This window comes from Schlegelella aquatica, assembly GCF_026013905.1.
Classification (GTDB): domain Bacteria; phylum Pseudomonadota; class Gammaproteobacteria; order Burkholderiales; family Burkholderiaceae_C; genus Caldimonas; species Caldimonas aquatica.
In genome coordinates this window covers 1,310,063-1,334,909 of sequence record NZ_CP110257.1, presented here as the reverse complement: position 1 = coordinate 1,334,909, position 24,847 = coordinate 1,310,063, and the positions used below count along the sequence as shown (strand labels likewise).

Sequence of the window (24,847 nt, the reverse complement as noted above, 5' to 3'; positions counted from 1 at the left end):
GCATTATCGTGATGGCGCCCGCAGGCCCGACCTGCCGGCGCCGTCTTTGCTCTTTCATTCCCGTCAACGTCCGCCTGCGGCTCGGCTGCGTCGTCCGAAGCCGCCCCCATCCGCCCAGACAGGTTTCGCTTATGTCCCAAGCCCTCCATCCGATGCTCAACACCGCGATCAAGGCCGCGCGCGCCGCCGGCGCGATCATCAACCGGGCATCGTTGGACCTGGACCTGCTGCGCGTGAGCGCCAAGTCGCCCAACGACTTCGTCACCGAGGTGGACCACGCGGCCGAGCAGGCCATCATCGAGACACTGCTCACGGCCTACCCCGGCCACGGCATCCTGGCCGAAGAATCCGGGCGCACCCACGGCAAGCGCGACAGCGACCACGTCTGGATCATCGATCCGCTGGACGGCACCACCAACTTCATCCACGGCTTCCCGGTGTACGCGGTGTCCATCGCGCTGCAGGTGCGCGGGCAGATCCAGCAGGCCGTCGTGTACGACCCGGCCCGCAACGACCTCTTCTATGCCTCCAAGGGGCGCGGCGCCTACCTCAACGACAAGCGCATCCGCGTCTCCAAGCGCACCCGGATGTCCGATGCGCTCATCGGCACCGGCTTTCCTTTCCGCAAGGGCGACAACTTCAAGCGCTACATGAAGATGTTCGAACTGGTGATGCAAAGCTGCGCCGGCGTGCGCCGCCCCGGCGCGGCCGCCTTGGACCTCTGCTACGTGGCCGCCGGGTACTACGACGGCTTCTTCGAGACGGGCCTCAACCCGTGGGACGTGGCCGCAGGCTCGCTGATCATCACCGAGGCCGGTGGCCTCATCGGCAATTTCACCGGCGAGCCGGACTTCCTGCATCAACGCGAGGTGGTGGCGGGCACGCCGCGCATCTACGGGCAGCTCGTGCAGATGCTTTCGCCCTTCACCCGCGTCATCAAGGAAGTCGAAGCCCCCGAAGGCGCGCAGGCGAAGCCCTCGCCCACCGCTGCGGCGGAGCCCGAGGCTCACGAAGAGGCCGCACCCCCCGCACCGCCCCGCAAGAAGGGCCCCGTGCGCCTGCGCCGGGCCGACGTGGAGGCCGAAAAGGCCGGCAAGAGCAAGGCCGGGACGGGCCCCGCCAGCGGATCGCCCGCTGCCGCGGGCGAGCGCCGCGACGACACGCAAGACGACACCGCCCCCTTCTGACGCCCACGACGGGAGCCGGCGATGAAGCACGCGGACGCGGCGACGCGCGAGCGCACGCAAGGGGCCCTGGGCAGTGCGGACTTCGCGCAGCACACGCCCATGATGCAGCAGTACCTGCGCATCAAGGCGCAGTTTCCGGACACGCTCGTCTTCTACCGGATGGGCGACTTCTACGAGCTGTTCTTCGACGACGCGGTCAAGGCCAACCGTCTGCTCGACATCACCCTCACCACGCGGGGCCAAAGCGCGGGCCAGCCGGTGGTGATGGCCGGCGTGCCGGTGCACGCCGTGGAGTCGTATCTGGCCAAGCTGATCAAGCTCGGCGAGGCTGTGGCCATCTGCGAACAGGTGGGCGAGGTCGGCGCGACCAAAGGGCCGGTCGAGCGCAAGGTGGTGCGCGTGGTGACGCCCGGCACGGTGACCGACACCGAACTCCTCTCGGACAAGGCCGACACTCTGCTCGTGGCCCTGCACCGTCAAGCGGCCCGCTTCGGGCTGGCGTGGCTGGGCCTGGCCAGCGGGCGGCTCGGACTGACCGAATGCGTGGAACGCGAACTGGCCACCTGGCTGGCCCGGTTGCAGCCGGCGGAGATCCTGCTGGCCGAGGGCGACTGGCCCGCCTGTGTCCAGCAGCAGCGCTGCGCGCTCACCAAGCGCCCGGGGTGGCAGTTCGACGCGGCGCTGGGCGCGCGCAAGCTGTGCGAGCAGCTGCGCGTGGCGAGCCTCGCCGGTTTCAATGCCCAAGACCTGGCCCTGGCCCACGCCGCGGCGGCTGCGCTCCTGTCGTACGCCGAGCACACGCAGGGCCGGGCGCTGGCGCACGTGGCCACGCTCGAAGTGCAGCGCGCCAGCGACTTGCTTGAGCTGCCGCCCGCCACCCACCGCAACCTGGAGCTGACCCAGACACTGCGCGGCGAGGACAAGCCGACCTTGCTGTCGGTGCTCGACACCTGCCGCACCGGCATGGGCAGCCGCATGCTCAGGCGTTGGCTGTGCCACCCGATGCGCGACCGCGAGGTCGCGATCCAACGGCACGAAGCCATCGCCTGTCTGATGGAGCACGGCTTCGACCGCTTGCGCGACGCGCTGCGGCAGACGAGCGACGTGGAGCGCATCACGGCGCGCCTGGCGCTGCGCCAGGTGCGCCCCCGGGAGTTGGCCGGCCTGCGAGCGACGCTGGCCGCTCTGCCCGCCCTGCGCGCGACCCTGCCCCCGGGGCACGCGCCGCTGCTGGAACGCCTGGCCGCAGCACTCCAGCCCGACGGCACGATCCTCGAACGGCTCGTGTGCACCCTCGCCGAGGAGCCCGCCGTGATGCTGCGCGACGGCGGGGTGATCGCACCCGGCTTCGATGCCGAGCTGGACGAGTTGCGCGCGATCAGCCAGAACTGCGACGCCTTCCTCGTCGAATTGGAAGCGCGCGAGCGCGCACGCACCGGCATTGCGAACCTGCGCGTGCAGTACAACAAGGTGCACGGTTTCTACATCGAGGTCACGCAAGGGGCCCTGGGCCGCGTGCCGATGGACTACCAGCGCCGCCAGACGCTGAAGAATGCCGAGCGCTTCATCACTCCTGAGCTCAAGGCCTTCGAGGACAAGGCGCTGTCGGCCCAGGACCGGGCGCTGGCGCGCGAGAAGTGGCTCTATGAGCAGCTGCTCGAAGACCTGCAGCCGCACCTGGCGGCGCTGGGCGCGCTGGCCGAGGCCCTGGCCACGCTGGACGCGCTCGGCGCGCTGGCCGAGCGGGCCGCCACCCTCCAGTGGTGCCGGCCGCAGTTCGTCAAGGAGCCGTGCATCGAGATCGAGCAAGGCCGTCACCCCGTGGTGGAAGCCCGCCTGCAGGAAACGGGCGCAGGCCGCTTCATGCCCAACGACTGCCGGCTCGATGCCAACCGACGCATGCTCATCATCACCGGCCCGAACATGGGGGGCAAGTCCACCTTCATGCGTCAGGTGGCCTTGATCGTGCTGCTGGCGGCCATCGGCTCCTACGTGCCCGCGAAGAACTGCCGCCTGGGGCCCATCGACGCCATCCACACCCGCATCGGGGCCGCGGACGACCTCGCCAACGCGCAGTCCACCTTCATGCTGGAGATGACCGAAGCGGCCGCGATCGTGCACGGCGCGACCGAGCATTCGCTGGTGCTGATGGACGAGATCGGGCGTGGCACTTCCACCTTCGACGGCCTGGCGCTCGCGGGCGCCATCGCGAGCCACTTGCACGACCGCAACCGCTCCTTCACGCTGTTCGCCACCCACTACTTCGAGCTGACGCAATTCCCCGCCCGGCATGAGCGGGCCCTGAACGTGCACGTCGGCGCGGTGGAGTCGGGCGACGACCTCGTCTTCCTGCACGAGATCCAGCCCGGGCCGGCCAGCCGCAGCTACGGCGTGCAGGTGGCGCGGCTGGCGGGCATGCCGCCCTCGCTCATCCGGCAGGCGCGCGCCACGCTGGAGTCGCTCGAAAGCCAGCAGCGTGCGAGCGACGCGCAGATCGACCTCTTTGCAGCCCCCGCGACGCCTGCGGTGCCGCAACCGCCCCAGCCGTCGCCCGTCGAAGAAGCCCTCGCCGCGTTGCAGCCCGATGAGCTCTCCCCCCGTCAGGCGCTGGACGCGCTGTACCGGCTGAAGAAGCTGCTATGACCGCTCCCACACCCCCGATGTCGTCTCTTTCGCCTATCGTCTTTTCGCACGCCAACGGCTTTCCGGCCGGGACCTACCGTCTGCTCTTCGATCGCTTGCGCGCGCAGGGGTACGAGGTCCACGCCATCGAGAAGTTCGGCCACGATCCGCGGTACCCGGTCACGAACAACTGGCCGCATCTGCGCGACCAGCTCATCCACTTCATCGAGCGCGAAGTGCCGCAGCGGCCTGCCTGGCTCGTCGGCCACTCGCTCGGTGGGTTCCTGAGCCTGCTGGCCGCGATCTACCGGCCCGACCTCGCGCGAGGCGTCGTGCTGCTCGACTCCCCGGTGCTCTACGGCCTCAAGGCGAGGGGCGTGCAGCTGTTCAAGGCCGCCGGCTGGATCGGCCGCGTCTCGCCGGGCAAGATCTCGCGCCAGCGCCGCGACGCCTGGGGCAGCGCCGACGAGGCGTTGTCGCATTTCGCCAGCAAGCCCAACTTCGCGAGCTGGCACCCCGAGGTGCTGGCGGACTACATCGCCGCCGGCACGCAGCCCGCGGGCGAGCAACGCACCCTGGCCTTCAAGCGCGAGATCGAGACGGACATCTACAACACGCTGCCGCACCACATCCACCACCTGCTGCGGCGCCGACCGCTGCGCGTGCCGGTGGCCTTCATCGGCGGCACCCGCTCCGTGGAGGTGCGCCAGGTGGGCCTGCGCGCCACCGAGCAGATCACGCACGGGCGCATCAGCTGGATCGAAGGCAGCCACCTCTACCCCTTCGAGAAGCCCTTCGAGACGGTGCAAGCCGTGACCGAGTGGCTCGAGCGCTTCGAGCGCGAGCCGGCCCGCCCCGCCAGCCGCCGCTGACAGCCTGCGCCCCAGGCATACCCTCAAAGCGCGACACCCGGCGCTCGCGCAACGCGTCGATATAATGCCTCTTTACCACCACAGCGGTCGCGCAAGCGGCCGCTGCTCGCAATGACCAAGTACGTCTTCGTCACCGGCGGTGTGGTGTCCTCCCTCGGCAAGGGCATCGCGTCGGCATCCCTGGCTGCGATCCTCGAATCGCGCGGCCTCAAAGTCACCCTCATCAAGCTCGATCCCTACATCAACGTCGATCCCGGCACGATGTCGCCGTTCCAGCACGGCGAGGTGTTCGTGACGGATGACGGCGCCGAGACCGACCTGGACCTGGGCCACTACGAGCGCTTCATCACCACCAAGATGAAGCGCAGCAACAACTTCACCACCGGCCAGATCTACAAGAGCGTGCTCGAGAAGGAGCGCCGCGGCGACTACCTGGGCAAGACGGTGCAGGTGATCCCGCACGTCACCAACGAGATCCAGGAGTTCATCAAGCGCGGCGCGGGGGTGGGCACCCCCGACGAGGTCGAGGTCGCCATCGTCGAGATCGGCGGCACCGTGGGCGACATCGAGTCCCTGCCCTTCCTCGAGGCGGTGCGGCAGATGAGCCTGCGCCTCGGCCCCAACAACACCGCCTTCGTGCACCTGACGTACGTGCCGTGGATCGCGGCCGCCGGCGAGCTCAAGACCAAGCCCACGCAGCACACCGTGCAGAAGCTGCGCGAGATCGGCATCCAGCCCGATGCGCTGCTGTGCCGCGCCGACCGCCGCATCCCCGACGACGAGCGCGAGAAGATCTCGCTCTTCACCAACGTGCCGGAATACGGCGTGATCTCGGTGTGGGATGTGGACACCATCTACAAGGTGCCCCGCATGCTGCACGAGCAGGGTCTGGACCAGCTGATCTGCACCAAGCTGCACCTGTCGACCAAGCCGGCCGACCTCGGCAAGTGGGACAAGCTCGTCTATGAGGTCGAGCACCCGCAGCACGAAGTCACCATCGCCATGTGCGGCAAGTACGTGGACCTGAGCGATTCGTACAAGTCGCTCAACGAGGCGCTGCGGCACGCCGGCATCCACAACCATGCGCGCGTGCGCATCGAGTACGTCGACTCCGAGGAGCTGTCGCCGGCCAACGTCGACAAGCTCGCCAAGTACGACGCCATCCTCGTGCCGGGCGGTTTCGGCAAGCGGGGCGTCGAGGGCAAGATCCTGGCCGCGCAGTACGCCCGCGAGCACAAGATCCCGTACCTGGGCATCTGCCTGGGCATGCAGGTGGCCACGATCGAGTACGCGCGCCACAAGGCCGGGCTGGAGGGTGCCAACAGCACCGAGTTCGACGCGCAGGCCAAACACCCCGTCATCGCGCTGATCGACGAATGGCAGGAGGCCGACGGCACCATCCAGCGCCGGGACGCCAACTCGGACCTGGGCGGCACGATGCGCCTCGGTGCTCAAAGCTCCGACGTCAAACCCGGCACGCTGGCCCACGAGATCTATGGCGACGTGGTCACCGAGCGTCACCGTCACCGCTACGAGGCCAACGAGAAGTACCTCGCCCAGTTGGAAGAAGCGGGCCTGGTGATCTCGGCCATCACGCAGCGCGAGAAGCTCACCGAGATCGTCGAGTTGCCGCGCGACGTGCATCCGTGGTTCATGGGTGTGCAGTTCCACCCGGAGTTCAAGTCCACCCCGTGGGACGGCCACCCGCTGTTCAAGTCTTACATCCGCGCGGCGCTGGAGCACCAGCGTCAGCGCCGCCAGGCCGGCTGATCGCCGCCGCGCCTCGCCCCTCGAGGAACATCGATGGAACTTTGCGGCTTCAAGGTGGGGCTGGACCAGCCCTTTTTCCTGATCTCCGGCCCGTGCGTGGTCGAGTCCGAGCAGCTGCAGATGGACACCGCCGGCACGCTCAAGGAGATCACCTCCGAGCTGGGCATCGCGTTCATCTTCAAGTCCAGCTACGACAAGGCCAACCGCTCCTCCGGGGCCTCGTTCCGCGGCCCCGGCATGGAAAAGGGTCTGGAGATCCTGGCCAAGGTCAAGCGCGAGCTGGGCGTGCCGGTGCTGACCGACGTGCACACCGAAGAAGAAGTGCCGGCCGTCGCGGCCGTGGTGGACGTGCTGCAGACGCCGGCGTTCCTGTGCCGCCAGACCGACTTCATTCGCGCCGTCGCCCAGTCCGGCAAGCCGGTCAACATCAAGAAGGGCCAGTTCCTCGCGCCGGGCGACATGAAGAACGTGATCGACAAGGCGCGCGCGGCGGCCCGTGAAAAGTGCCTGCCGGAGGACAACTTCCTCGCGTGCGAGCGCGGCGCGAGCTTCGGCTACAACAACCTCGTCTCCGACATGCGATCGCTCGTCATCATGCGCGAGACGGGCGCGCCGGTCGTCTTCGACGCCACGCACTCGGTGCAGCTGCCGGGCGGCCAGGGCACCAGCTCGGGCGGGCAGCGCGAGTTCGTGCCGGTGCTCTCGCGAGCCGCCGTGGCGGTCGGCGTGGCGGGCCTGTTCATGGAGACGCACCCCGAGCCGAGCAAGGCCCTGAGCGACGGCCCCAACGCCGTGCCGCTGCGCCGCATGAAGGCCCTGCTCGAGACGCTGCTGGAGCTCGATCGCGTCACCAAGCGCCACGGGTTCCTCGAGAACGACTTCAACTGAGCCTGCCCGATGAAGCCTGCCTACATCATCGCCGACGTCACGGTCACCAACGACGAGCAGTATGCCGAGTACCGCAAGTGGTCCACCCAGGCGATGCAGGCGCATGGCGCCGAAGTGCTGGTGCGCGGCGGGCAGGTGCAGGTGCTGGAGGGCCGCTGGCAGCCCACGCGCCTGGTGATCCTCAAGTTCCCGTCGATGGACCAGGCCCGCGCCTTCTACGACTCCGCCGAGTACCGCCGCGCCCGCGATGCGCGCGCCGGCGCCGCCCTCATGCGCATGGTGGTCGTGGAAGGTTTGTAACGCGGCCGTGCCGGGAATCTGCTCCAATGCGCGCGTCGCCGTGACCGCATCCCATACATCCAAGAAAGAGGAAGCCACATGAGTGCCATCGTTGACATCGTCGGCCGCGAGATCCTGGACAGCCGCGGCAACCCGACCGTCGAGTGCGACGTGCTGCTGGAGTCGGGCGTGATGGGCCGCGCCGCGGTGCCGTCCGGCGCATCCACCGGCTCGCGCGAGGCCATCGAGCTGCGCGACGGGGACAAGGGCCGCTACCTGGGCAAGGGCGTGCTCAAGGCCGTCGAGCACATCAACACCGAGATCTCCGAGGCGGTGCTGGGCCTGGATGCGTCGGAGCAGGCCTTCCTGGACCGCACGCTGATCGACCTGGATGGCACCGACAACAAGTCGCGCCTGGGCGCCAACGCCATGCTGGCGGTCTCGATGGCCGTGGCGCGCGCGGCGGCCGAGGAGTCGGGCCTGCCGCTGTACCGCTACTTCGGCGGCTCGGGCTCCATGCAGATGCCCGTGCCGATGATGAACGTCATCAACGGCGGGGCGCACGCCAACAACAACCTCGACCTGCAGGAGTTCATGATCCTGCCGATCGGCGCGCCCAGCTTCCGCGAAGCGGTGCGCTACGGTGCCGAGGTCTTCCACGCGCTCAAGAGGATCATCCACGACAAAGGGATGAGCACGGCCGTGGGTGACGAAGGCGGCTTCGCGCCCAGCGTCGCGAGCCACGAGGCGGCGATCCAGTTGATCCTCGAGGCCATCGAGAAGGCCGGCTACACCCCCGGCGAGCAGGTCGCGCTGGGCCTGGACTGCGCCTCCAGCGAGTTCTTCAAGGACGGCAAGTACCACCTCGAGGGCGAGGGCCTGACGCTCTCGGCCGAGGAATGGACCAACGTGCTGGCCACCTGGTGCGACAAGTACCCGATCATCAGCATCGAGGACGGCATGGCCGAGGGCGATTGGGCCGGCTGGGCACACCTGACGCAGGCGCTGGGCCAGAAGGTGCAGCTGGTGGGCGACGACCTGTTCGTCACCAACACCAAGATCCTGCGCGAGGGCATCGAGAAACGCATCGCCAACTCGATCCTCATCAAGATCAACCAGATCGGCACGCTGACCGAGACGTTCGCGGCGATCGAGATGGCCAAGCGCGCCGGCTACACGGCCGTCATCTCGCACCGCTCCGGCGAGACGGAGGACTCCACCATCGCCGACATCGCGGTGGGCACGAACGCCGGGCAGATCAAGACGGGTTCGATGTCGCGCTCGGACCGCATCGCCAAGTACAACCAGCTGCTGCGCATCGAGGAGGACCTCGGCGACGTGGCGAGCTACCCCGGCCGCGCGGCCTTCTACAACCTGCGCTGAAGCGGCGGCTGCGGTGTCTTCCCGCCTCCTCACCCTGGCGCTCGTGGCGCTCTTGGTGCTCGTCCATGCCGACCTGTGGTTCGGCAAGAACGGCGTGCACCGGGTGATGGAGCTGCAGCGGCGGCTGGGAGCCCAGCAGGTCAAGAACGAGGCCGCACGAGAGCGCAACGCGCAGCTCGCCGCCGAGGTGCGCGACCTCAAGGAAGGCCTCGAGATGGTCGAGGAAAAGGCCCGCTACGAACTCGGCATGATCAAGCCGGACGAGGTGTTCGTGCAGATCACCCCGCCGCCGCGTTGAGGCCCCCGGGGCACGGTGCGCGGCAGGCGGTGCCCGTCACACGCGGAGCCCCGGGCTCCGCTTTTTCTTGTGCGACGCGATGATGGATGCCCTGCTCGCTGCGGTGCAGCCGTGGATGCAGCCGGCCTTCGTGGTCGGCGCCGTGCCCTTCACGTGGCTCGAGCTCGTCGCGGTGGCGCTGGCCCTGGCCATGGTGGTGTGCAACATCCGCGTGATCCACTGGGGCTGGCCGCTGGCGATCGCGAGTTCCCTGCTGTACTTCCTGCTCTTCTGGCAGTACCGCCTCTATGGCGATGCGGTGCTGCAGATCTTCTTCGCCGTCGTGGCCGGCTGGGGCTGGTGGCAATGGCTGCGGGGGCGCGACACCTCGGGGCGGGCGCTGGCGGTCCATCGGCTGTCGGCTCGGGGCCGCGCGCTCAACCTGCTGGCCTTGGGACTGACCTGGCCGCTCGTCGGGTGGTATCTCGACCACTACACTGACACCGATGTGCCGTACTGGGACGCCTTCCCCACGGCGGCCAGCGTGCTAGGGCAGTTCCTGCTCGGGCGCAAGCTGGTGGAGAACTGGCCGGTGTGGATCGTGGTCAATGGGGTGAGCGTGGCGCTTTTCGTCTACAAGGATCTGTGGCTGACCGCCGGGCTGTACCTCGTCTTCATCGCCCTGTCGGTCGTCGGCTGGCGCGCCTGGTCGCGTCAGATCGAGGCCGCCTCACCTGCGCGGGGGGCCCGTCGATGACACCTGCCTCGTCCGCGCTGCCCCCGCCGCCGGCCGGTGCGGTCGTCGCCCTGCTCGGGGCGGAAAGCACCGGAAAGACCTCCACGGCGTGGGCCTTGCAGGCCCGGCTGCGCGAAGCCGGGCTGGAGGCAGTCGTGGTGACGGAGTACCTGCGCGAGTTCTGCGAGCGCGAAGGGCGCACGCCCCATCGCCACGAGCAGGCCGAGATCGCTCGCATCCAGACGGAACGCATCGCCGCGGCGCGACGCGAAGCGCCCCTCGTGCTGGCGGACACGACGGCGCTCATGACCGCGATCTACAGCGAGATCCTCTTCGGCGACACCGGCCTGCACGAGAGCTGCCGGCAGGCTCATGCGCAGGTGCACCTCACGCTCTTGATGGGGCTGGACCTGCCCTGGCAGGCCGATGGGCTGCAGCGCGACGGCCCGCATGTGCGTGAGCCGGTGGATCTGCGTGTGCGCCGCGAGCTTGCTGCGCTGGCCCGCCCTTACGGCGTGATCTATGGCCACGGCCCCACGCGGGCCGACAACGCCTGGCGCGCGGTGCAGGCCCACTTGCCGGGCCTGGCGGGGCGGCCCTTCCCGGCGGCCTCGGCACCGGCACCGGGCCCCGAAGAGGCCGATCCCCGTGGGGGCCGCGACGACGCACGCTGGCAGGCCTGGTGCCGCGAGTGCCTCGTGCCCGAGTGCGAGCACCGCCTGTTCCGCGGGCTCGCCGCCCGGCGCTGACAGCGGCGCCCGCCGGCGACGACCGCTACTGCACGGACGACGAGCCGGGCGGCAGGTCGCGTCCCGGTGTGAACAGGCTGCCGACGTCCACCGGGTCGAAGTGGTAGTGCTGCCCGCAGAAATCGCAGCCGATCTCGACGCGCCCCTGTTCCTGCAGGATGCTGCCCACCTCCTCGCGGCCCAGGCCGACGAGCATGCGCGCAACCCGCTCGCGCGAGCAGGTGCAGGCGAACCGCGGGCCTTCGTCGCCCCGCAAGGGCTCGAAGCGCACCAGCTTTTCCTCCCAGTACAGGCGGTGCAGGATCTGATCGATCGGCAGGTGCAGCAGTTCGTCTGCCGTGAGCGTGGCCGTCAGGTGGGCGATGCGGTTGTAGCCTTCGTTCAGGCCGATCTCGTCCTCGTTGGCCGAGGCGCGGCCGGAAGGCTCGCCACCCCCTTGGGCGGCCGCCGCCCGGCCGGCGAGGTTGCCGGCGCCCTCGATGGGCAGTCGCTGGATCAGCAAGCCGGCCGCCACCTCGTCGTTGGCCGCGAGCACGAGCTTCGTGTCGAGCTGCTCGGACTGCAGCATGTAGTGCTCCAGCACCTCGCTCAGGCGCTGCAGGGGCTCGCGGCGGTCGCCATGCAAGGGCACGATGCCCTGGTAGGCCTGCTGGCCCGGCAATCGGTCGCGCGGGTCCAGCGTGATTGCGCAGCGGCCGTGCCCGCCCACGTTGACCAGGGCCTCCAGCCGAGCGTCGGCCGCAACCTCGCCGATCACCTTCGCGGTCGCCCGCAAGGTGAGGTCCGGCTGGGCCTCTGCGACGGCGACCCTGACCGGCCCGTCGCCGAGGATCTGCAGCACCAGCGCGCCGTTGAACTTGATGTTGGATTGCATCAGGACGCTGGCCGCCGCCATCTCGCCCAGGAGCCGCCGCACCGGCTCGGGATAGCCGCCCACCTGCTCGCGCCGGCGCAGGATCTCCTGCCAGGCGTCGGTCAGGCGCACGATGATGCCGCGCACGGGCAGCCCGTCGAACAGGAACTTGTGCAGTTCGCTGGGCAAGGGGGCGGGAGCGTTCAAGAGCAGGACCTCGCTGAGTGTCAAGACAGCAAGCGCCGCGTCCCCGAAGGGGGCGGCGCCTGGATTCGGTGCGGGAAGGCCGGTATTTTGCCCCGGCGCGAATCACCCCAGTTTCTTCAGCCCCTGGCGAAAGCGCCGGGCGTTGTGCACGTAGTGCCGAGCCCCAGCCTGAAAGAGCGCGATCTGCTCGGGCGTGAGTTGCCGCACCGCCTTGGCGGGCGCGCCGAGGATCAACCAGCCGTCCGGGAACTCCTTGCCCTCGGTGACCACCGAGCCCGCGCCGACGACGCAACCGCGGCCGATGCGGGCGCCGTTGAGCACCACCGCCTGGATGCCGATGAGCGCGCCGTCGCCGATCGTGCAGCCGTGCAGCATGACCTGGTGGCCCACCGTGACCTCCTCGCCGATCGACAGCGGCTGCCCGGCATCGGCATGCAGCACCGAATTGTCTTGGATGTTCGAGCCGCGCCCGATGCGGATCAGATCGGTGTCGCCGCGCACCACGGTGCCGAACCAGATGCTGGCGTCCCTCGCCACTTCGACCCGGCCGATGACTTCGGCACTGTCGGCCACCCAGGCGGTTTCGTGGATCTGCGGGACGAGGTCGTCGAGCTGGTAGATGGCCATGAGGGCTCCCAACGGGTGCACCACCGCGCGCGGGTGGGATGGGACAATTCTAGGTTCGACGCTTGCCTTGCGCCGCCCTTCACCGGAAGGACACCTGAAGGACCGCCCTCCGCCATGCCGACGTTGGATGCCCGCTGCCGCGCCCTCGACGTGCTCACGCTGTGCGACCCCGCCGAGAAGGCCGCCGCCGCACGCGCCTTGTTCGGCGAGGCACGGACCGGCTCGCTGACGCTTGCACCGCAGGCCCGCTTGAGCGAGCCGCACGGCGTGCCGGGCCGCCCGCAGCGGCCGCGGCTCGTGCCCCCCGACGAGGTGCCGCGGCGCTCGCCCCACACCCCGCACGGCCGCGCGGCCCTGCTGCATGCGATCGCGCACATCGAGTTCAATGCGATCAACCTGGCGCTCGATGCCGTCTGGCGTTTCGAGGCGATGCCCGCCGCCTACTACCTGGACTGGCTGCAGGTGGCGGCGGAGGAGGCACTGCACTTCACGTTGCTGCGCGAGCACCTGCGCTCGCTGGGCCACGACTACGGCGAGTTCGACGCCCACGACGGCCTGTGGGCCATGGCCTGGAAGACACGCGAGGACCCGGTGGCCCGCATGGCGCTCGTGCCGCGCACGCTCGAAGCCCGCGGCCTCGATGCCACGCCCCTGATCCAGGACAAGCTGCGCCGCGCCGAGGACCTGCGTGCTGTGGAGATCCTGGACGTCATCTTGCGCGACGAAGTGGGCCACGTGGCCATCGGCAACCGCTGGTACCGCTGGCTTTGCGAGCGCGAGGGCCTCGACCCGGTCGCGCACTATGGGGAGCTGGTGCGGCGCTACCAGGCCCCCCGGCTCAAGCCGCCCTTCAACGAGGAGGCGCGACGCCGCGCCGGGTTCAGCGACGAAGAGTTGGCGTACCTGCTGGGCGACGTCTGAGCCCGGCGCGAAGACGGGCGCAACGACCGTCGCCTGGCCGCCCCGGGGGAGGACCGGCCGCGCCGTGTCGCCCTTTCTCAGCCCAGGAAGTAGCGCTTGAGGCCCGCAAGGATCATCTCGACCGAGATCGCGGTGAGCACCAGGCCCATCAGCTTCTCGAGGGCGTTGACGACCGAATCGCCGAGGAGCCGTCGGATGCGGTCCGCCGCAAGCAGCACGAGGCCGCACACCGCCATCGCCGCCGTCAGGGCCCCGACCCACTCCACCAGCCGCTCCGGCTGCCGTGCCGCCAGGAGCAGCACGGTCGCCATGGCCGAGGGCCCCGCCATCAGCGGGATCGCCAACGGAAAGATGAACGGCTCGCGGCCGCCCTCGGCCGCGTAGATGGACTCGCCGGAGGAAAAGATCATGCGGATCGAGATCATCAGCAGGATCACGCCTCCGGCCACTTCGAGCGAACGCTCGCTCAGGTGCATCACGCGCAGGAAGGCATCCCCGGCCAGCATGAACACCAGCAGCGCGACGAAGGCGAGCACGACCTCCCGCAGCGCCACCCAGCGCCGGCGCTCGGGCGCCACGCCGCGCATGACCGAGATGAAGATGGGCAGGCTGCCGAACGGGTCCAGCACCAGCAGCAGCAAGATGAAGGCAGAAAGGAAGGTGTGATCCATGGGGCGCGATTGTCGCGCCTTCTCACCCGCGCGGATGGTGCCTGGCGTGCAGCGCCTTGAGCCGCTCGCGCGCCACGTGCGTGTAGATCTGCGTGGTCGAGATGTCCGCATGCCCCAGCAGCATCTGTACGGCCCGCAGGTCTGCGCCGTGGTTGAGCAGGTGCGTCGCGAACGCGTGGCGCAGCACGTGCGGCGAGATGGGCGCGAGGATGCCGGCCTGCAGCGCGTACTTCTTCACCAGCTTCCAGAACATCTGCCGCGTCATCGGTTCGCCCAGCCGCGTGACGAACAAGGCGTCGCTGGCCCGGCCGGCCAGGATGGCCGGACGCCCTTCGGCCAGGTAGCGGCGCACCCACTGATGGGCCTCCTCGCCGAAGGGCACGAGGCGCTCCTTGCTGCCCTTGCCCATCACGCGCAGCGCGCCCTCGTCCAGCCCCACGTGCACCGTCTTGAGCGTGACGAGTTCGCTCACGCGCAAGCCGCTCGCGTACATCAGCTCCAGCATGGTGCGGTCGCGCAGCCCCAGAGGTGCACTCGCGTCGGGCGCATCCAGCAAGGCCTCGACCTGCGACTCCGAGAGCGTCTTGGGCACACGCAAGGGCCGGCGCGCGGTGGCCAGCTTGAGGGTCGGGTCCGCCTGCACGAGTCGTTCGCGCAGGGCCCAGCGGAAGAAGCGCCGGAACACCGCGAGGCGCCGGTTGGCCGATGTGGCCTTGTCCGCCGCCCGGTGCACCGCGTAGGCGCGCAGGTCCACCTCCGTGGTCTGCTCGATGGACTTGGCCGTCGCGCCGTGCAGCCAGCCGGCATAGAGCCTCAAGTCGCGCCGGTACGCCGCCAGCGTGTTGGCCGAGAGCCCTTCCTCGATCCACAGGGCGTCGATGAAGCGGTCGATCTGGGCGAGGCTGTCGGGGTGCACGGGCCTAGGCAAAAAAGGCCACCCGCCCGAACCCGGACGCGTGGCCTGTCGATGGGCAGAGGCGACGTTCAGTCGAGCTTGAGCTTCTGGCGCTCGACGACCTTCTTGTACACCTCGAACTCGGCCCGCGTCTGCGCGGCGAACTGGTCCGGGGTGTTGCCCACGATGATGGAGCCGGTGTCCTCGATGCGCTTGCGCACCTCGGGGACCTCCAGCGTCTTCTTGACCGCCGCGTGGACCTTGTCCACCACCTCCTTGGGCAGCCCCTTGGGCCCATGGATGCCGTAGTAGGCCATCCGGTTCACCGGCTCGAGGCCCACTTCCTTGAAGGTCGGCACGTTGGGCAGAACCGCGAGGCGCTCCGGCGCCGCGACCACGATGGGGATCAGCCGGCCGTCCTTGATGAAGGGCAGCGCCGAGGGCAGGTTGTCGAAGATGATCGGCACCTGGCCCGCGACGGTGTCGTTGAGCGCCGGGCCTGCGCCGCGGTACGGGATGTGCGTGACGAAGGTGCCCGACAGCGACTTGAACAGCTCCATCTGCAGATGGCCGATGCCGCCGGTGCCCGAGCTCGCGTAGGAGTACTTGCCCGGGTTCCTCTTGAGTTCGGCGAGGAAGCCCTTGTAGTCCTTGGCGGGGAAGCTCGGGTGCACCGCGATCACGTTCGGCGTGGCCGCGATGTTGATGATGGAGGTGAAGTCGGTGAGCGGGTTGTAGGGCGTCTTGGGGTTGATGGCCGGATTGGAGGCCGTCGTGGAGACGGTGGCCATGCCCAGCGTGTAGCCGTCCGGCTGCGCCTTGGCGATCTCGGCCGCGCCGATGATGCCACCGCCGCCGCCCCGGTTGTCCACGATCATCTGCTGCCCCAGGGCGGGCTGGATCTTGTCAGCCACGACACGGGCGATGATGTCGGTGGTACCGCCTGGCGCGAAGGGCACGATCAGGCGCACCGGCTTGGCCGGATAGGCCTGCGACCATACGGAGCCGGCGGCCAGGGCCAACGGCAGGGCCATGACGGCCAAGATCAGTCTGCGCTGCATTGTGATGCGTCTCCTTGTTCGATGGGAGTATCGGACCGGGGCGAAGCGTACCAGAGGGTGACCCTGGCCGCGCGGCCATCGGTCCGCTGGCGCAATGCTGAGCCACCCGGCGCACCGGCTGGATTGTGGGAACTACGCATCGGGTGACCCCGGGGTGGCGGCGTTGGCAATGGCGAGCGCGCTGGTAGGCTTGCGCCGATGTCAGACGCCCTGCTCCTGCTTCCGGACTTCCTCCTCATCGTCTCGGGCTTCCTCGTGTGCCGCCATACCCCGCTGGGCCGCAGCGTGTGGGACGGCGTCGAACGGCTGGTGTATTACCTGCTGTTCCCGGTGCTGCTGTTCCACTCCATCGTGCGCAGCCCGCTCGCCTTCGGCGAAACCCTGCCGCTCGTCGTGGCGGGGCTGGGGGTCGTGGGCACCGGCATCGCGATGAGCTATGCGTTGAAGGCGGTGCCCGGCGTCGACCCCGTCGCGCATGCCTCCGGTGCGCAAGTGGCATTCCGGTTCAATTCCTATGTCGCGCTGGCGCTGGCCGACAAGCTGGCCGGCCCGGCAGGCGTCGCGTGGACGGCGATGCTCGTCGCGGTGTGTGTGCCCCTGTGCAACTTCGGCGCGGTGTATCCGCTGGCCCGGCAGGGCGGGCACCGCTTCTGGCAGGAGGTGCTGCGCAACCCACTGATCCTCAGCACGCTGGCCGGCCTGACCGCCAACCTGCTCGGCCTGCGCGTGCCCGAGCCTGTCGCCCCCGCCCTGCAGCGCATGGGCCAGGCCGCGCTCGCCTTGGGCCTGATGACGGTCGGGGCCGGGCTGCAGCTGGGCGGGCTGTGGGCTGCGCCGCGGTTGGCCGCCGCGCTCCTGGGCATCCGGCATGTCGTGTTGCCGCTGGTGGCGTTCGGCTTGATCGCTCTGCTGCGGGTGCCCGCGGCCCAACAACCGGTCGTCGTGGCCTTCGCCGCGATGCCCACAGCCTCCAGCGCCTACGTGCTGGCGCTGCGCATGGGTGGCAACGGGCCCTACGTGGCGGGCCTCGTCACCGTCTCGACGCTGCTCGGCATGGCCTCGATCCCCCTTTGGCTCGCAGCCTGGCGGCACCTCGCGTGAGCGGGCCAAGCGCAATGCTCCCGGCAAGCGACACGACGGCTTGCCAAGCGTTGCGCGCCCGGCGCCTGCGTGCCCCTCAGCGCCCCACCTCCAGCGCCCAGTCGATGTGCTCGCGCACGAGCGGCGAGGCCGCCTCGCGGGCGGCCACGAGGGCGCGGCGCACGCTCTCGTCGCGCGTCGCACGCCAAGCGTTGCCCAGTGCCACGGCGAGGTTGCGCCGCCAGCGCTCATAGCCGATGCGCCGGATCGGGCTGCCCTCGGTGTGGCGCAGGAATTCCTCCTGCGTCCACGACCACAGACCGAGCAGTGTCGGCGTCCTCCAAGGCTCGCGGGGGTCGAAGTCCGGCAGGCGGCTGGGGGTGGCGTACTTGTTCCAGGGGCAGACGAGCTGGCAGTCGTCACAGCCGTAGACGCGGTTTCCCATCGCGGGGCGCAGGTCCACCGGGATCGGGCCGTCGTGCTCGATCGTGAGGTAGGAGATGCAGCGCCGCGCGTCGACGCGGTACGGCTCGACGATGGCGCGCGTGGGGCAAGCCTCCAGGCACGCAGTGCACCGGCCGCAATGGGCCGAGACGGGCGGCGTGACGGGCAATGCGAGATCGACGAAGATCTCGCCCAGGAAGAACATCGAGCCCCCCTGGCGGTCGAGCGCCAGGGTGTGCTTGCCGCGCCAGCCCAACCCGCTGCGCGTCGCCAGCTCGACCTCCAGCACCGGCGCCGAGTCGGTGAACACGCGGTGGCCGAAGGGCCCGATGTGCGCGGCGAGGCGGTCGGCCAGCTTCTGCAACCGCTGGCGCAGCACCTTGTGATAGTCGCGCCCCCGGGCATAGATCGAGACCGTCGCCTCGGCCCCACGCGCGAGCCGGTCGAACTCGATGCGCTGCCAGCCGTCGGGCGTGCCACGAGGCAGGTAGTCCATGCGCGCGGTCACGACGCTGACGGTGCCCGGCACCAGCTCGGCCGGGCGCGCGCGCTTGAGCCCGTGCGACGCCATGTAGTGCATCGAACCGTGAAACCCTCGTGCAAGCCACGCGAGCAGCCCGGGCTCGGCGTCCCGCAGGTCGACGCCGCTCACCCCGATCTGTGAAAATCCCAGCTCGTGCGCCCACGTGCGCAGCTGCGCAACCACGTCGGCGGGGTCGACGTGCGGTTGGGCGACGACAGGGGATCGATGCTGCATTCCGCGATTCTAGAAACCCGACACCTGCGCTGGCGCGATGAGGCGGCGTGCGAGGCGTGTGCGCGCCGGCTGGCGGCGCGGCCCGAGCTGCGGGACGCCTGCGTGGAACTGCACGGCCCGCTCGGTGCGGGCAAGACGACCTTCGTGCGCCACCTGCTGCGCGCGCTCGGCGTGACCGGCAGGATCAAGAGCCCCACCTACGCGGTGATGGAACCTTACACCCTGCCCGGCGGGTTCTCGATCAGCCATTTCGACTTCTATCGCTTCGACGATCCTCGCGAGTGGGAAGACGCGGGCTTGCGCGACGTGTTCGCCGCGCCCGGCCTCAAGCTGGTCGAGTGGGCCGAGAAGGCACAAGGCATGCTGCCGGCACCGGACTTGCGACTGGAACTGAGCATCGGGGCCGACGATCAACGCGAGGTCACGGCCACCGCCCATACCGACCGCGGCCGCTCCTTGCTGGCCGCCTGCCACGACGCATGATCGAAAGCCGACGCCGATTGTTACGCTCCACCGGCAGCCTCGCGCTGCTGCTGTCTGCGCCCGGCCTCGTGTGGGGCGCGAACATCGTCGCCGTGCGGGTCTGGCCGGCCACCGACTACACCCGCGTCACGCTCGAAAGCGATGTGCAGTTGCAGGCCCGTCACTTCCTGATGGAGGACCCGCCGCGGGTGGTGATCGACATCGAGGGGCTCGAGCTCAGCCCGCAGCTGCGGGAGCTGGTCGGCAAGGTGCTGCCCGACGACCCCTACATCGCCGGCATCCGCATCGGGCAGAACCAGCCGCGCGTGGTGCGCCTGGTCATCGACCTCAAGCAGCTCGTGGACCCGCAGGTGTTCACTTTGCCGCCGGTGGCCGCCTACAACCACCGGCTGGTGTTCGACCTCTTTCCCACGGTCGCACCCGATCCGCTGCTCGCGCTCATCCGCGAGAAGGAGCAGGCCGAGCGGCAGGCGCAGTCGGCCATCAACGACGCCCTGGGCGAGTTCATCGACCGCATGAACCGCTCGCCCTCGGTCGCGACGGCGCCCACCCCGGCCCCGGCCCCCGCTCCCCTCACCCCCCGCGAGCCGGTGGACGCCAAGACGAAGAGCAAGATCGACCGCCTCGTCATCGTGGCACTCGACCCGGGCCACGGCGGCGAAGACCCGGGCGCCATCGGCCCGAGCGGGCTGAAGGAAAAGGACGTGGTGCTCCAGATCGCCCGCAAGCTGCGCGACCACATCAATGCGCAGCCCAACATGCGGGCGATGATGACGCGCGACGCGGACTTCTTCGTGCCCCTGCACCAGCGCGTCGAGAAGGCCCGCCGGGTGCAGGCGGACCTGTTCATCTCGATCCACGCCGACGCCTTCATCACCCCGCATGCGCGCGGTGCCTCGGTCTTCGCGCTGTCCGACCGGGGCGCCACCAGCACCGCAGCGCGCTGGCTCGCCAACAAGGAGAACGCCGCCGACCTGGTGGGAGGAGCCAACCTCCGCCACAACGACGCGCACGTGATGCGCGCGTTGCTCGACATGTCCACCACCGCGCAGATCAACGACAGCCTCAAGCTCGGCAGCGAAGTGCTGGGACAGATCAGCCGGGTGGGCCGCTTGCACAAGCGCCGGGTCGAGCAAGCGGGCTTTGCCGTGCTGAAGGCGCCCGACATCCCGTCGATCCTCGTCGAGACGGCCTTCATCTCCAACCCGGAGGAAGAAGCGAAGCTGCGGGACCCGCGCTACCAGGACGAGTTGGTGGACGCGATGATGAGCGGCATCCGGCGCTACTTCGCCAAGAATCCGCCGCTGGCACGCAATCGTCAACTGTGACAATCCGCCGTCGTGAGCGGTGAGGCGCGGGCCTCGCGCATCGCGACCGGCGCGACAAGCCCCCGCCGGCGCGAACCCGCCTCGTCAGGTGCGTCGCGCCCGCCCCTTCACCCGCTGCTGCGCTCGGCCAGCGCCGCGGCGCGGCGGCCCCGCCAGGCGCCGAAGATCGCCACCAGGCCGGGCACGATGAACAGCGCCCAGATGATGAGGCTCAGGTTCTCCTGCACGATGGGCAGGTTGCCGAACAGGTACCCTGCCGTCGTGAGACCGCACACCCACAGCACGGCACCGAGCACGTTGTAGAACGTGAACTTGCCGCGGCTCATCTCCGCCACGCCGGCCACGAACGGCGCGAAGGTGCGGATGAAGGGCATGAAGCGCGCGAGCACGATCGTGATGCCCCCATAGCGTTCGTAGAAGGCATGAGCCTGGTCGAACGCAGCGCGGTTGAAGAAGCGCGACTGCTCCCACCGGAACACCTTGGGCCCGACGTAGCGCCCGATGGTGTAGTTGATCTGGTCGCCGGCGATGGCCGCCACGAGCAGCAGGATCATCGCCAGCGGCAGGTTCATCACGCCGGCCCCGCACAGCGCTCCGACGACGAACAGCAGCGAGTCGCCCGGCAGAAAGGGCATGACGACCAGCCCCGTCTCGACGAAGACGATGAGAAACAGCAGCGCATACACCCAGGCGCCGTAGTGGGCGACGAATTCGGCGAGGTGCGCGTCGACGTGCAGGATGAAATCGATCAGGAACGCGACAATGTCCATCGGCCGATTATCGGGTGCGCACCCTCCCCGACGCCCAATGCCCCCGGGAGTGGCCGTCCCTGGACCGGCAAATCAATAGAATCGCGGCGATGAGTGCCCTGCCCCAGCCGAGCCCGCGTCGCCCGATCCGAGAGCTGCCGGACGAGCTGATCAGCCAAATCGCCGCCGGCGAGGTGGTCGAGCGGCCGGCCTCCGTGGTGCGCGAACTGGTGGACAACGCGCTGGATGCGGGTGCGACGGAGATCACGGTCAGGCTCGTTGCCGGGGGCGTGCGCGCGATCTTGGTCGAGGACGACGGCATCGGCATCCCGGCTGACGAGCTGCCCATGGCGCTCAAGCGGCACGCGACCAGCAAGATCGCCTCGCTGGCCGAGCTCGAGGCGGTGAGCACGATGGGATTCCGCGGCGAGGCGCTGGCCGCCATCGCGTCCGTCGCCGAGGTGGCCGTGCTGAGCCGCACGGCGGGCGCCGATCATGCGTGGCGGCTGGATGCACGCAGCGGCGAGCTCGCCCCGGCGGCGCGCGGGGTGGGCACCAGCGTGGAAGTCCGGGAGCTGTTCTTCAGCACGCCGGCGCGGCGCAAGTTCCTCAAGACCGACGCGACCGAACTCGCTCACTGCATCGAGGCCGTGCGCCGCCACGCGCTGGCCCGCCCCGACGTGGCCTTCGCCGTCTGGCATGAGGGCCGCTTGGTGGAGCAGTGGCGGCGCGCGAGCTTCGAGCAGCGTGTGCGCGATGTGCTGGGCGCCGACTTCATGGAAGGAGCACGCGAAGTGCAGGCCCGAGTGGGCCCGCTCGCCCTCTCGGGCTATGCCGGCGTGCCCGAGGCCGCCCGCTCGCGTGCGGACCAGCAGTACTTCTACGTCAACGGCCGCTACGTGCGCGACAAGCTGCTGGCGCACGGCGTGCGGGCCGCCTACGAGGACGTGTTGCACGGAGCGCGTCAGCCGGTGTACCTGCTGCGGCTGGACATCGCCCCCGATCGCGTGGACGTGAACGTGCACCCCACGAAGATCGAGGTGCGCTTCCGCGACGCGCGGGAGGTGCATCAGGCCGTCCGCCATGCGGTGGAGGCGGCGCTCGCACAGCCTCACACCCAGGCCGCCGCTGCCCCCGCGGGGCCCGTCGCGCAGCCGACGGCCTCCACGGGTGCGCAGCCTGCAACCGCGACGCAGACGGGGACGGAGACGGCATGGGTCTCGGGCGGCGGCCGATCGTTCTCGGCCCCCCCCGTCGTGCGAGAGCCCGTCGCCGCCTTCGGCGCGCAGCTGCAAGGGCGCCTCGCGTGGCAGGAGGCGCTGGCGCTGCACGCGGCCGAGCCCGGCGCCGCCTGGCCGCGCAGGTTGGAGGTGCCTGCGGCACAAGCGGACACGCCCTGCGCTGCCGCCGACGAGCCCCGGCCCGACTGGCCGCTGGGGCGCGCGATCGCTCAGTTGGGCGGTGTGTACATCCTGGCCGAGAACGCGCACGGATTGGTGATCGTGGACATGCACGCCGCCCACGAGCGCATCGTGTACGAGCGGCTCAAGCGCCTTCTGGCAGAACAGCGCATCGAGGCCCAGCCGCTCTTGATTCCGGCCACCTTCGCGGCCACACCGGCGGAGATCGCAACCGCCGAGAGCGCCCGCGAGGCGCTGCTGACGCTCGGACTCGACGTCTCGCCGCTCGGGCCCGGGACGCTCGCAGTGCGCTCCCGGCCGGCGGCCCTGGCGCAAGCCGATGTGGTGGAACTCGCCCGCAGCGTGCTCGCCGAACTCGCGCACTACGACGCCAGCCACGTCATCGAGCGCGCGCAGCACGAGTTGCTCGCGACCATGGCCTGTCACGGCGCGGTGCGGGCCCACCGGCGTCTGACCCTCGAGGAGATGAACGCCCTGCTGCGCGAGATGGAGCGCACCGAGCGCGCCGACCAGTGCAACCACGGGCGCCCGACATGGCGGCAGCTCACGCTGAAGGAGCTGGACGGCCTCTTCCTGCGCGGGCGCTGAGACCCGGCCGCGCAGCGGCCACTGCCCGGAGCCGGGCCGCTGTGATTTCCGACCGCCGCTTCCTGCTTCATGCCGCCTGGCGGTGAACTTTCCGCCCCCAGGCCGATCCCTGTGGGCGGAGATGACGAATTCGACCTCCTCCCCGATGCGCCCCTTCCCGCGCGGCCTGGTCCGGAGCCCGCCGGTGCGCCGTGCCGCCCTGCTGGGCGTGCTCGCTTATGCGCTGCTGGCGGGCTGCAGTGCGCTGGACGAGCGCCAGCGCCAGTGGATCTTCCAGCCGTCTTCCGCGAGCTGGGGCAACACGGCCACCGAGGCCCAGGGGATGCAGGACGTGTGGATCGACTTCCACTCGCGCGTGGCGAAGGCGCCGGCGCGGCTGCACGCGCTGTGGATGCCCCACGAGCGCGCCGACGCGCCGGTGCTGCTCTACCTGCATGGCGCGCGCTGGGGCGTGGCCGGCAGCGCCCCGCGCATCCGCCGCATGCAGGCGCTCGGATTCCACGTCCTCGCGATCGACTACCGAGGCTTCGGCCGCAGCACCCCGGCGCTGCCGTCGGAGGCCACCGCCCACGAGGACGCCGTGGCCGCCTGGGACTGGCTCGCCGCCCGCCACCCTGGTGCGCCACGCTATGTGTTCGGGCACTCCCTGGGTGGGGCGATCGCCGTGCATCTGGCTTCGGAGGTCGACGGCGTCGCCGGCCTCATGGTGGAGGGCACGTTCTCGTCGGTACCCGACGTGTTCGCCACCCTGCGCTGGGGATGGTTGCCGGTGAGCTGGCTCATCACGCAGCGCTTCGATTCCGCCGAGCGGATCGGCAAGGTGCGCGCGCCGGTGCTGGTGGTGCACGGCAGCGACGACCGGCTGATCCTTCCCTCGCTGGGCCGGCGGCTCTACGAGCGGGCGCGGGGGCCCAAGCGCTGGGTGCTGGTGCCGGGGGGCACCCACCACAACACCCACGACTTGGGGCTGGCCGAGTACGAACGCGCGTTGCACGAGCTCTTTGCCCTGCCGGCCGGGGCCAAAGCGTCGAACCACGCGCGTCGCACCCCCGCCCCAGTCACCCACGTGCGTCGCGGCTGAACGCCCGGCCCGTGGTCAAATCTCGCTCCCGCCGCCTCATCGTCAGGAGATGAAACCTCCCCCGCGCCCCCGTCGCCCGGCTGCCGGGCCTGAACCCGCTGCCCGCAAGCCCGCGCCTGCAGCCCACCGGCCTCCCGCCGCGGACGAGCCCGCCGCCTGGCCGAGGCTTTCGAAACGCATGGCAGAACTGGGGCTCGCGTCTCGCCGCGAGGCCGACGAATGGATCGCCAAGGGCTGGGTGCGCGTGGACGGAGAGATCGTCAGCGAACTCGGCTCGCGGGTCGGTCCGCACCAACGGATCACGGTGGACCCGGCCGCGCGCCAGGCACAAGCCCAGCGAGTCACGATCCTGCTGCACAAGCCGGTGGGCTACGTGAGCGGCCAAGCCGAGGACGGCTACCAGCCCGCCAGCGTGCTGGTGCGGGCCGAGAACCGCTGGCGCGGCGACCGCAGCGGCATCCGTTGGCACCCGGCCCACGCCCGGGGCCTCGCACCCGCGGGCCGCCTGGACATCGATTCCGTCGGGCTGCTGGTGCTGACGCAGGACGGACGCATCGCCCGCCAACTGATCGGCGAGGATTCGGAGATCGAGAAGGAGTACCTCGTGCGGGTGCGGTACGACCGCCCGGGCCGTCTGCCCGACGTGTTCCCCGCCGAGAAGCTGAAGCTGCTGCGCCACGGGCTGCACCTCGACGGCCACGCATTGCGCCCGGCCCAGGTGAGCTGGCAGAACGACGACCAGCTGCGCTTCGTGCTGACCGAAGGCCGCAAGCGGCAGATCCGCCGCATGTGCGAGGCGGTGGGGCTGAAGGTCGTCGGCCTCAAGCGCGTGCGGATCGGGCGGGTGCGGCTGGGCGACCTGCCGCCCGGGCAGTGGCGCTACCTGCAGCCCGACGAGTCGTTCTGAAGGGGCGGCCG

The 24,847-nt window shown here is 69.9% G+C and carries 24 protein-coding genes; 17 read left to right on the top strand and 7 right to left on the bottom strand.

Going from position 1 to position 24,847, the window contains the following annotated elements; all coding sequences use genetic code 11:
- Positions 1-131 precede the first annotated feature (131 nt).
- The 10 genes from OMP39_RS06075 to OMP39_RS06030 all read left to right on the top strand — a co-directional run bounded on the left by OMP39_RS06075 (position 132) and on the right by OMP39_RS06030 (position 10,763).
- A complete protein-coding gene (locus OMP39_RS06075) occupies positions 132-1,187 on the top strand; it encodes an inositol monophosphatase family protein (RefSeq protein WP_264893966.1) in 1,056 nt (351 codons plus the stop codon).
- A gap of 99 nt (positions 1,188-1,286) precedes the next feature.
- Positions 1,287-3,830, top strand: a complete 2,544-nt coding sequence (gene mutS / locus OMP39_RS06070) for a DNA mismatch repair protein MutS (RefSeq protein WP_264894454.1) — start codon at positions 1,287-1,289, stop codon at positions 3,828-3,830.
- On the top strand, positions 3,827-4,681 hold the full coding sequence (locus OMP39_RS06065) for an alpha/beta fold hydrolase (RefSeq protein WP_264893964.1): 855 nt from the start codon (positions 3,827-3,829) through the stop codon (positions 4,679-4,681). The genes mutS and OMP39_RS06065 overlap by 4 nt, the downstream gene beginning before the upstream one ends.
- Before the next feature lie 111 nt (positions 4,682-4,792).
- Positions 4,793-6,451 (top strand): CTP synthase, encoded by a 1,659-nt coding sequence (locus OMP39_RS06060; protein ID WP_264893962.1) that lies wholly within the window; start codon positions 4,793-4,795, stop codon positions 6,449-6,451.
- 33 nt (positions 6,452-6,484) lie between these two features.
- Positions 6,485-7,339 (top strand): 3-deoxy-8-phosphooctulonate synthase, encoded by an 855-nt coding sequence (kdsA, locus tag OMP39_RS06055; protein WP_264893960.1) that lies wholly within the window; start codon positions 6,485-6,487, stop codon positions 7,337-7,339.
- A gap of 9 nt (positions 7,340-7,348) precedes the next feature.
- Positions 7,349-7,639, top strand: a complete 291-nt coding sequence (locus OMP39_RS06050) for a DUF1330 domain-containing protein (protein ID WP_264893958.1) — start codon at positions 7,349-7,351, stop codon at positions 7,637-7,639.
- Between the two features lie 78 nt (positions 7,640-7,717).
- A complete protein-coding gene (eno, locus tag OMP39_RS06045) occupies positions 7,718-9,001 on the top strand; it encodes a phosphopyruvate hydratase (protein WP_264893956.1) in 1,284 nt (427 codons plus the stop codon).
- Between the two features lie 13 nt (positions 9,002-9,014).
- Positions 9,015-9,299, top strand: a complete 285-nt coding sequence (gene ftsB / locus OMP39_RS06040; protein ID WP_264893954.1) for a cell division protein FtsB — start codon at positions 9,015-9,017, stop codon at positions 9,297-9,299.
- 79 nt (positions 9,300-9,378) lie between these two features.
- Positions 9,379-10,035 (top strand): nicotinamide riboside transporter PnuC, encoded by a 657-nt coding sequence (gene pnuC, locus OMP39_RS06035; RefSeq protein WP_264893952.1) that lies wholly within the window; start codon positions 9,379-9,381, stop codon positions 10,033-10,035.
- Positions 10,032-10,763 (top strand): AAA family ATPase, encoded by a 732-nt coding sequence (locus OMP39_RS06030; protein ID WP_264893950.1) that lies wholly within the window; start codon positions 10,032-10,034, stop codon positions 10,761-10,763. The genes pnuC and OMP39_RS06030 overlap by 4 nt, the downstream gene beginning before the upstream one ends.
- Before the next feature lie 25 nt (positions 10,764-10,788).
- Here OMP39_RS06030 and hslO read toward each other — a convergent pair whose 3' ends face one another.
- Positions 10,789-11,823 (bottom strand): Hsp33 family molecular chaperone HslO, encoded by a 1,035-nt coding sequence (gene hslO / locus OMP39_RS06025; RefSeq protein WP_264893948.1) that lies wholly within the window; start codon positions 11,821-11,823, stop codon positions 10,789-10,791.
- A gap of 102 nt (positions 11,824-11,925) precedes the next feature.
- On the bottom strand, positions 11,926-12,450 hold the full coding sequence (locus OMP39_RS06020; protein ID WP_264893946.1) for a gamma carbonic anhydrase family protein: 525 nt from the start codon (positions 12,448-12,450) through the stop codon (positions 11,926-11,928).
- A 123-nt stretch (positions 12,451-12,573) separates the two neighbouring features.
- Here OMP39_RS06020 and OMP39_RS06015 point away from each other — a divergent pair, with 123 nt between their 5' ends.
- A complete protein-coding gene (locus OMP39_RS06015) occupies positions 12,574-13,371 on the top strand; it encodes a ferritin-like domain-containing protein (protein WP_264894452.1) in 798 nt (265 codons plus the stop codon).
- Positions 13,372-13,448: 77 nt separating this feature from the next.
- On the opposite strand, the gene OMP39_RS06010 is transcribed toward OMP39_RS06015, so the two are convergent.
- The 3 genes from OMP39_RS06010 to OMP39_RS06000 all read right to left on the bottom strand — a co-directional run bounded on the left by OMP39_RS06010 (position 13,449) and on the right by OMP39_RS06000 (position 15,998).
- Positions 13,449-14,042: a MarC family protein gene (locus OMP39_RS06010; protein WP_264893944.1), complete on the bottom strand. Its 594-nt coding sequence runs from the start codon at positions 14,040-14,042 to the stop codon at positions 13,449-13,451.
- Between the two features lie 22 nt (positions 14,043-14,064).
- Positions 14,065-14,958 (bottom strand): site-specific tyrosine recombinase XerD, encoded by an 894-nt coding sequence (xerD, locus tag OMP39_RS06005; RefSeq protein ID WP_264893943.1) that lies wholly within the window; start codon positions 14,956-14,958, stop codon positions 14,065-14,067.
- Between the two features lie 68 nt (positions 14,959-15,026).
- Entirely contained in the window at positions 15,027-15,998 is a 972-nt protein-coding gene (locus OMP39_RS06000; RefSeq protein WP_264893942.1) for a tripartite tricarboxylate transporter substrate binding protein BugE, read from the bottom strand.
- Positions 15,999-16,196: 198 nt separating this feature from the next.
- Between OMP39_RS06000 and OMP39_RS05995 the strand changes: the two genes are divergently transcribed.
- Positions 16,197-17,099 (top strand): AEC family transporter, encoded by a 903-nt coding sequence (locus OMP39_RS05995; protein WP_264893941.1) that lies wholly within the window; start codon positions 16,197-16,199, stop codon positions 17,097-17,099.
- A 76-nt stretch (positions 17,100-17,175) separates the two neighbouring features.
- Here the strand turns inward: OMP39_RS05995 and queG are convergent, their stop codons facing one another.
- Positions 17,176-18,279 (bottom strand): tRNA epoxyqueuosine(34) reductase QueG, encoded by a 1,104-nt coding sequence (gene queG / locus OMP39_RS05990; RefSeq protein ID WP_264893940.1) that lies wholly within the window; start codon positions 18,277-18,279, stop codon positions 17,176-17,178.
- Here queG and tsaE point away from each other — a divergent pair.
- Both tsaE and OMP39_RS05980 read left to right on the top strand, forming a co-directional pair.
- A complete protein-coding gene (gene tsaE, locus OMP39_RS05985) occupies positions 18,271-18,762 on the top strand; it encodes a tRNA (adenosine(37)-N6)-threonylcarbamoyltransferase complex ATPase subunit type 1 TsaE (protein ID WP_264893939.1) in 492 nt (163 codons plus the stop codon). The two genes, queG and tsaE, sit on opposite strands and share 9 nt — an antisense overlap.
- Positions 18,759-20,090 (top strand): N-acetylmuramoyl-L-alanine amidase, encoded by a 1,332-nt coding sequence (locus OMP39_RS05980; RefSeq protein ID WP_264893937.1) that lies wholly within the window; start codon positions 18,759-18,761, stop codon positions 20,088-20,090. Before tsaE ends, OMP39_RS05980 begins: the two co-directional genes overlap by 4 nt.
- A 107-nt stretch (positions 20,091-20,197) precedes the next feature.
- On the opposite strand, the gene OMP39_RS05975 is transcribed toward OMP39_RS05980, so the two are convergent.
- Positions 20,198-20,860 (bottom strand): DedA family protein, encoded by a 663-nt coding sequence (locus OMP39_RS05975; RefSeq protein ID WP_264893935.1) that lies wholly within the window; start codon positions 20,858-20,860, stop codon positions 20,198-20,200.
- 89 nt (positions 20,861-20,949) lie between these two features.
- On the opposite strand from OMP39_RS05975, the gene mutL reads away from it, so the two are divergent.
- From mutL to OMP39_RS05960, 3 genes are all read left to right on the top strand, one after another.
- The gene (gene mutL, locus OMP39_RS05970; protein WP_264893934.1) at positions 20,950-22,848 is read left to right on the top strand and encodes a DNA mismatch repair endonuclease MutL; all 1,899 of its coding nucleotides are present in this window, start codon (positions 20,950-20,952) and stop codon (positions 22,846-22,848) included.
- Positions 22,849-23,032: 184 nt separating this feature from the next.
- Positions 23,033-23,929 (top strand): alpha/beta hydrolase, encoded by an 897-nt coding sequence (locus OMP39_RS05965; protein ID WP_264893933.1) that lies wholly within the window; start codon positions 23,033-23,035, stop codon positions 23,927-23,929.
- A 178-nt stretch (positions 23,930-24,107) separates the two neighbouring features.
- Positions 24,108-24,836, top strand: a complete 729-nt coding sequence (locus OMP39_RS05960; RefSeq protein WP_264893932.1) for a pseudouridine synthase — start codon at positions 24,108-24,110, stop codon at positions 24,834-24,836.
- The last annotated feature ends 11 nt before the right edge of the window (positions 24,837-24,847 follow it).

What these genes read in the sequence shown, in the direction of transcription:
- OMP39_RS06075 (WP_264893966.1), top strand. Translation starts at nt 132, where the DNA reads ATGTCCCAAGCCCTCCATCCGATGCTCAACACCGCGATCAAGGCCGCG.
- mutS (WP_264894454.1), top strand. Translation starts at nt 1,287, where the DNA reads ATGATGCAGCAGTACCTGCGCATCAAGGCGCAGTTTCCGGACACGCTC.
- OMP39_RS06065 (WP_264893964.1), top strand. Translation starts at nt 3,827, where the DNA reads ATGACCGCTCCCACACCCCCGATGTCGTCTCTTTCGCCTATCGTCTTT.
- OMP39_RS06060 (WP_264893962.1), top strand. Translation starts at nt 4,793, where the DNA reads ATGACCAAGTACGTCTTCGTCACCGGCGGTGTGGTGTCCTCCCTCGGC.
- kdsA (WP_264893960.1), top strand. Translation starts at nt 6,485, where the DNA reads ATGGAACTTTGCGGCTTCAAGGTGGGGCTGGACCAGCCCTTTTTCCTG.
- OMP39_RS06050 (WP_264893958.1), top strand. Translation starts at nt 7,349, where the DNA reads ATGAAGCCTGCCTACATCATCGCCGACGTCACGGTCACCAACGACGAG.
- eno (WP_264893956.1), top strand. Translation starts at nt 7,718, where the DNA reads ATGAGTGCCATCGTTGACATCGTCGGCCGCGAGATCCTGGACAGCCGC.
- pnuC (WP_264893952.1), top strand. Translation starts at nt 9,379, where the DNA reads ATGATGGATGCCCTGCTCGCTGCGGTGCAGCCGTGGATGCAGCCGGCC.
- OMP39_RS06030 (WP_264893950.1), top strand. Translation starts at nt 10,032, where the DNA reads ATGACACCTGCCTCGTCCGCGCTGCCCCCGCCGCCGGCCGGTGCGGTC.
- OMP39_RS06020 (WP_264893946.1), bottom strand. Translation starts at nt 12,450, where the DNA reads ATGGCCATCTACCAGCTCGACGACCTCGTCCCGCAGATCCACGAAACC.
- OMP39_RS06010 (WP_264893944.1), bottom strand. Translation starts at nt 14,042, where the DNA reads ATGGATCACACCTTCCTTTCTGCCTTCATCTTGCTGCTGCTGGTGCTG.
- OMP39_RS06000 (WP_264893942.1), bottom strand. Translation starts at nt 15,998, where the DNA reads ATGCAGCGCAGACTGATCTTGGCCGTCATGGCCCTGCCGTTGGCCCTG.
- OMP39_RS05995 (WP_264893941.1), top strand. Translation starts at nt 16,197, where the DNA reads ATGTCAGACGCCCTGCTCCTGCTTCCGGACTTCCTCCTCATCGTCTCG.
- tsaE (WP_264893939.1), top strand. Translation starts at nt 18,271, where the DNA reads ATGCTGCATTCCGCGATTCTAGAAACCCGACACCTGCGCTGGCGCGAT.
- queG (WP_264893940.1), bottom strand. Translation starts at nt 18,279, where the DNA reads ATGCAGCATCGATCCCCTGTCGTCGCCCAACCGCACGTCGACCCCGCC.
- OMP39_RS05980 (WP_264893937.1), top strand. Translation starts at nt 18,759, where the DNA reads ATGATCGAAAGCCGACGCCGATTGTTACGCTCCACCGGCAGCCTCGCG.
- OMP39_RS05975 (WP_264893935.1), bottom strand. Translation starts at nt 20,860, where the DNA reads ATGGACATTGTCGCGTTCCTGATCGATTTCATCCTGCACGTCGACGCG.
- mutL (WP_264893934.1), top strand. Translation starts at nt 20,950, where the DNA reads ATGAGTGCCCTGCCCCAGCCGAGCCCGCGTCGCCCGATCCGAGAGCTG.
- OMP39_RS05960 (WP_264893932.1), top strand. Translation starts at nt 24,108, where the DNA reads ATGGCAGAACTGGGGCTCGCGTCTCGCCGCGAGGCCGACGAATGGATC.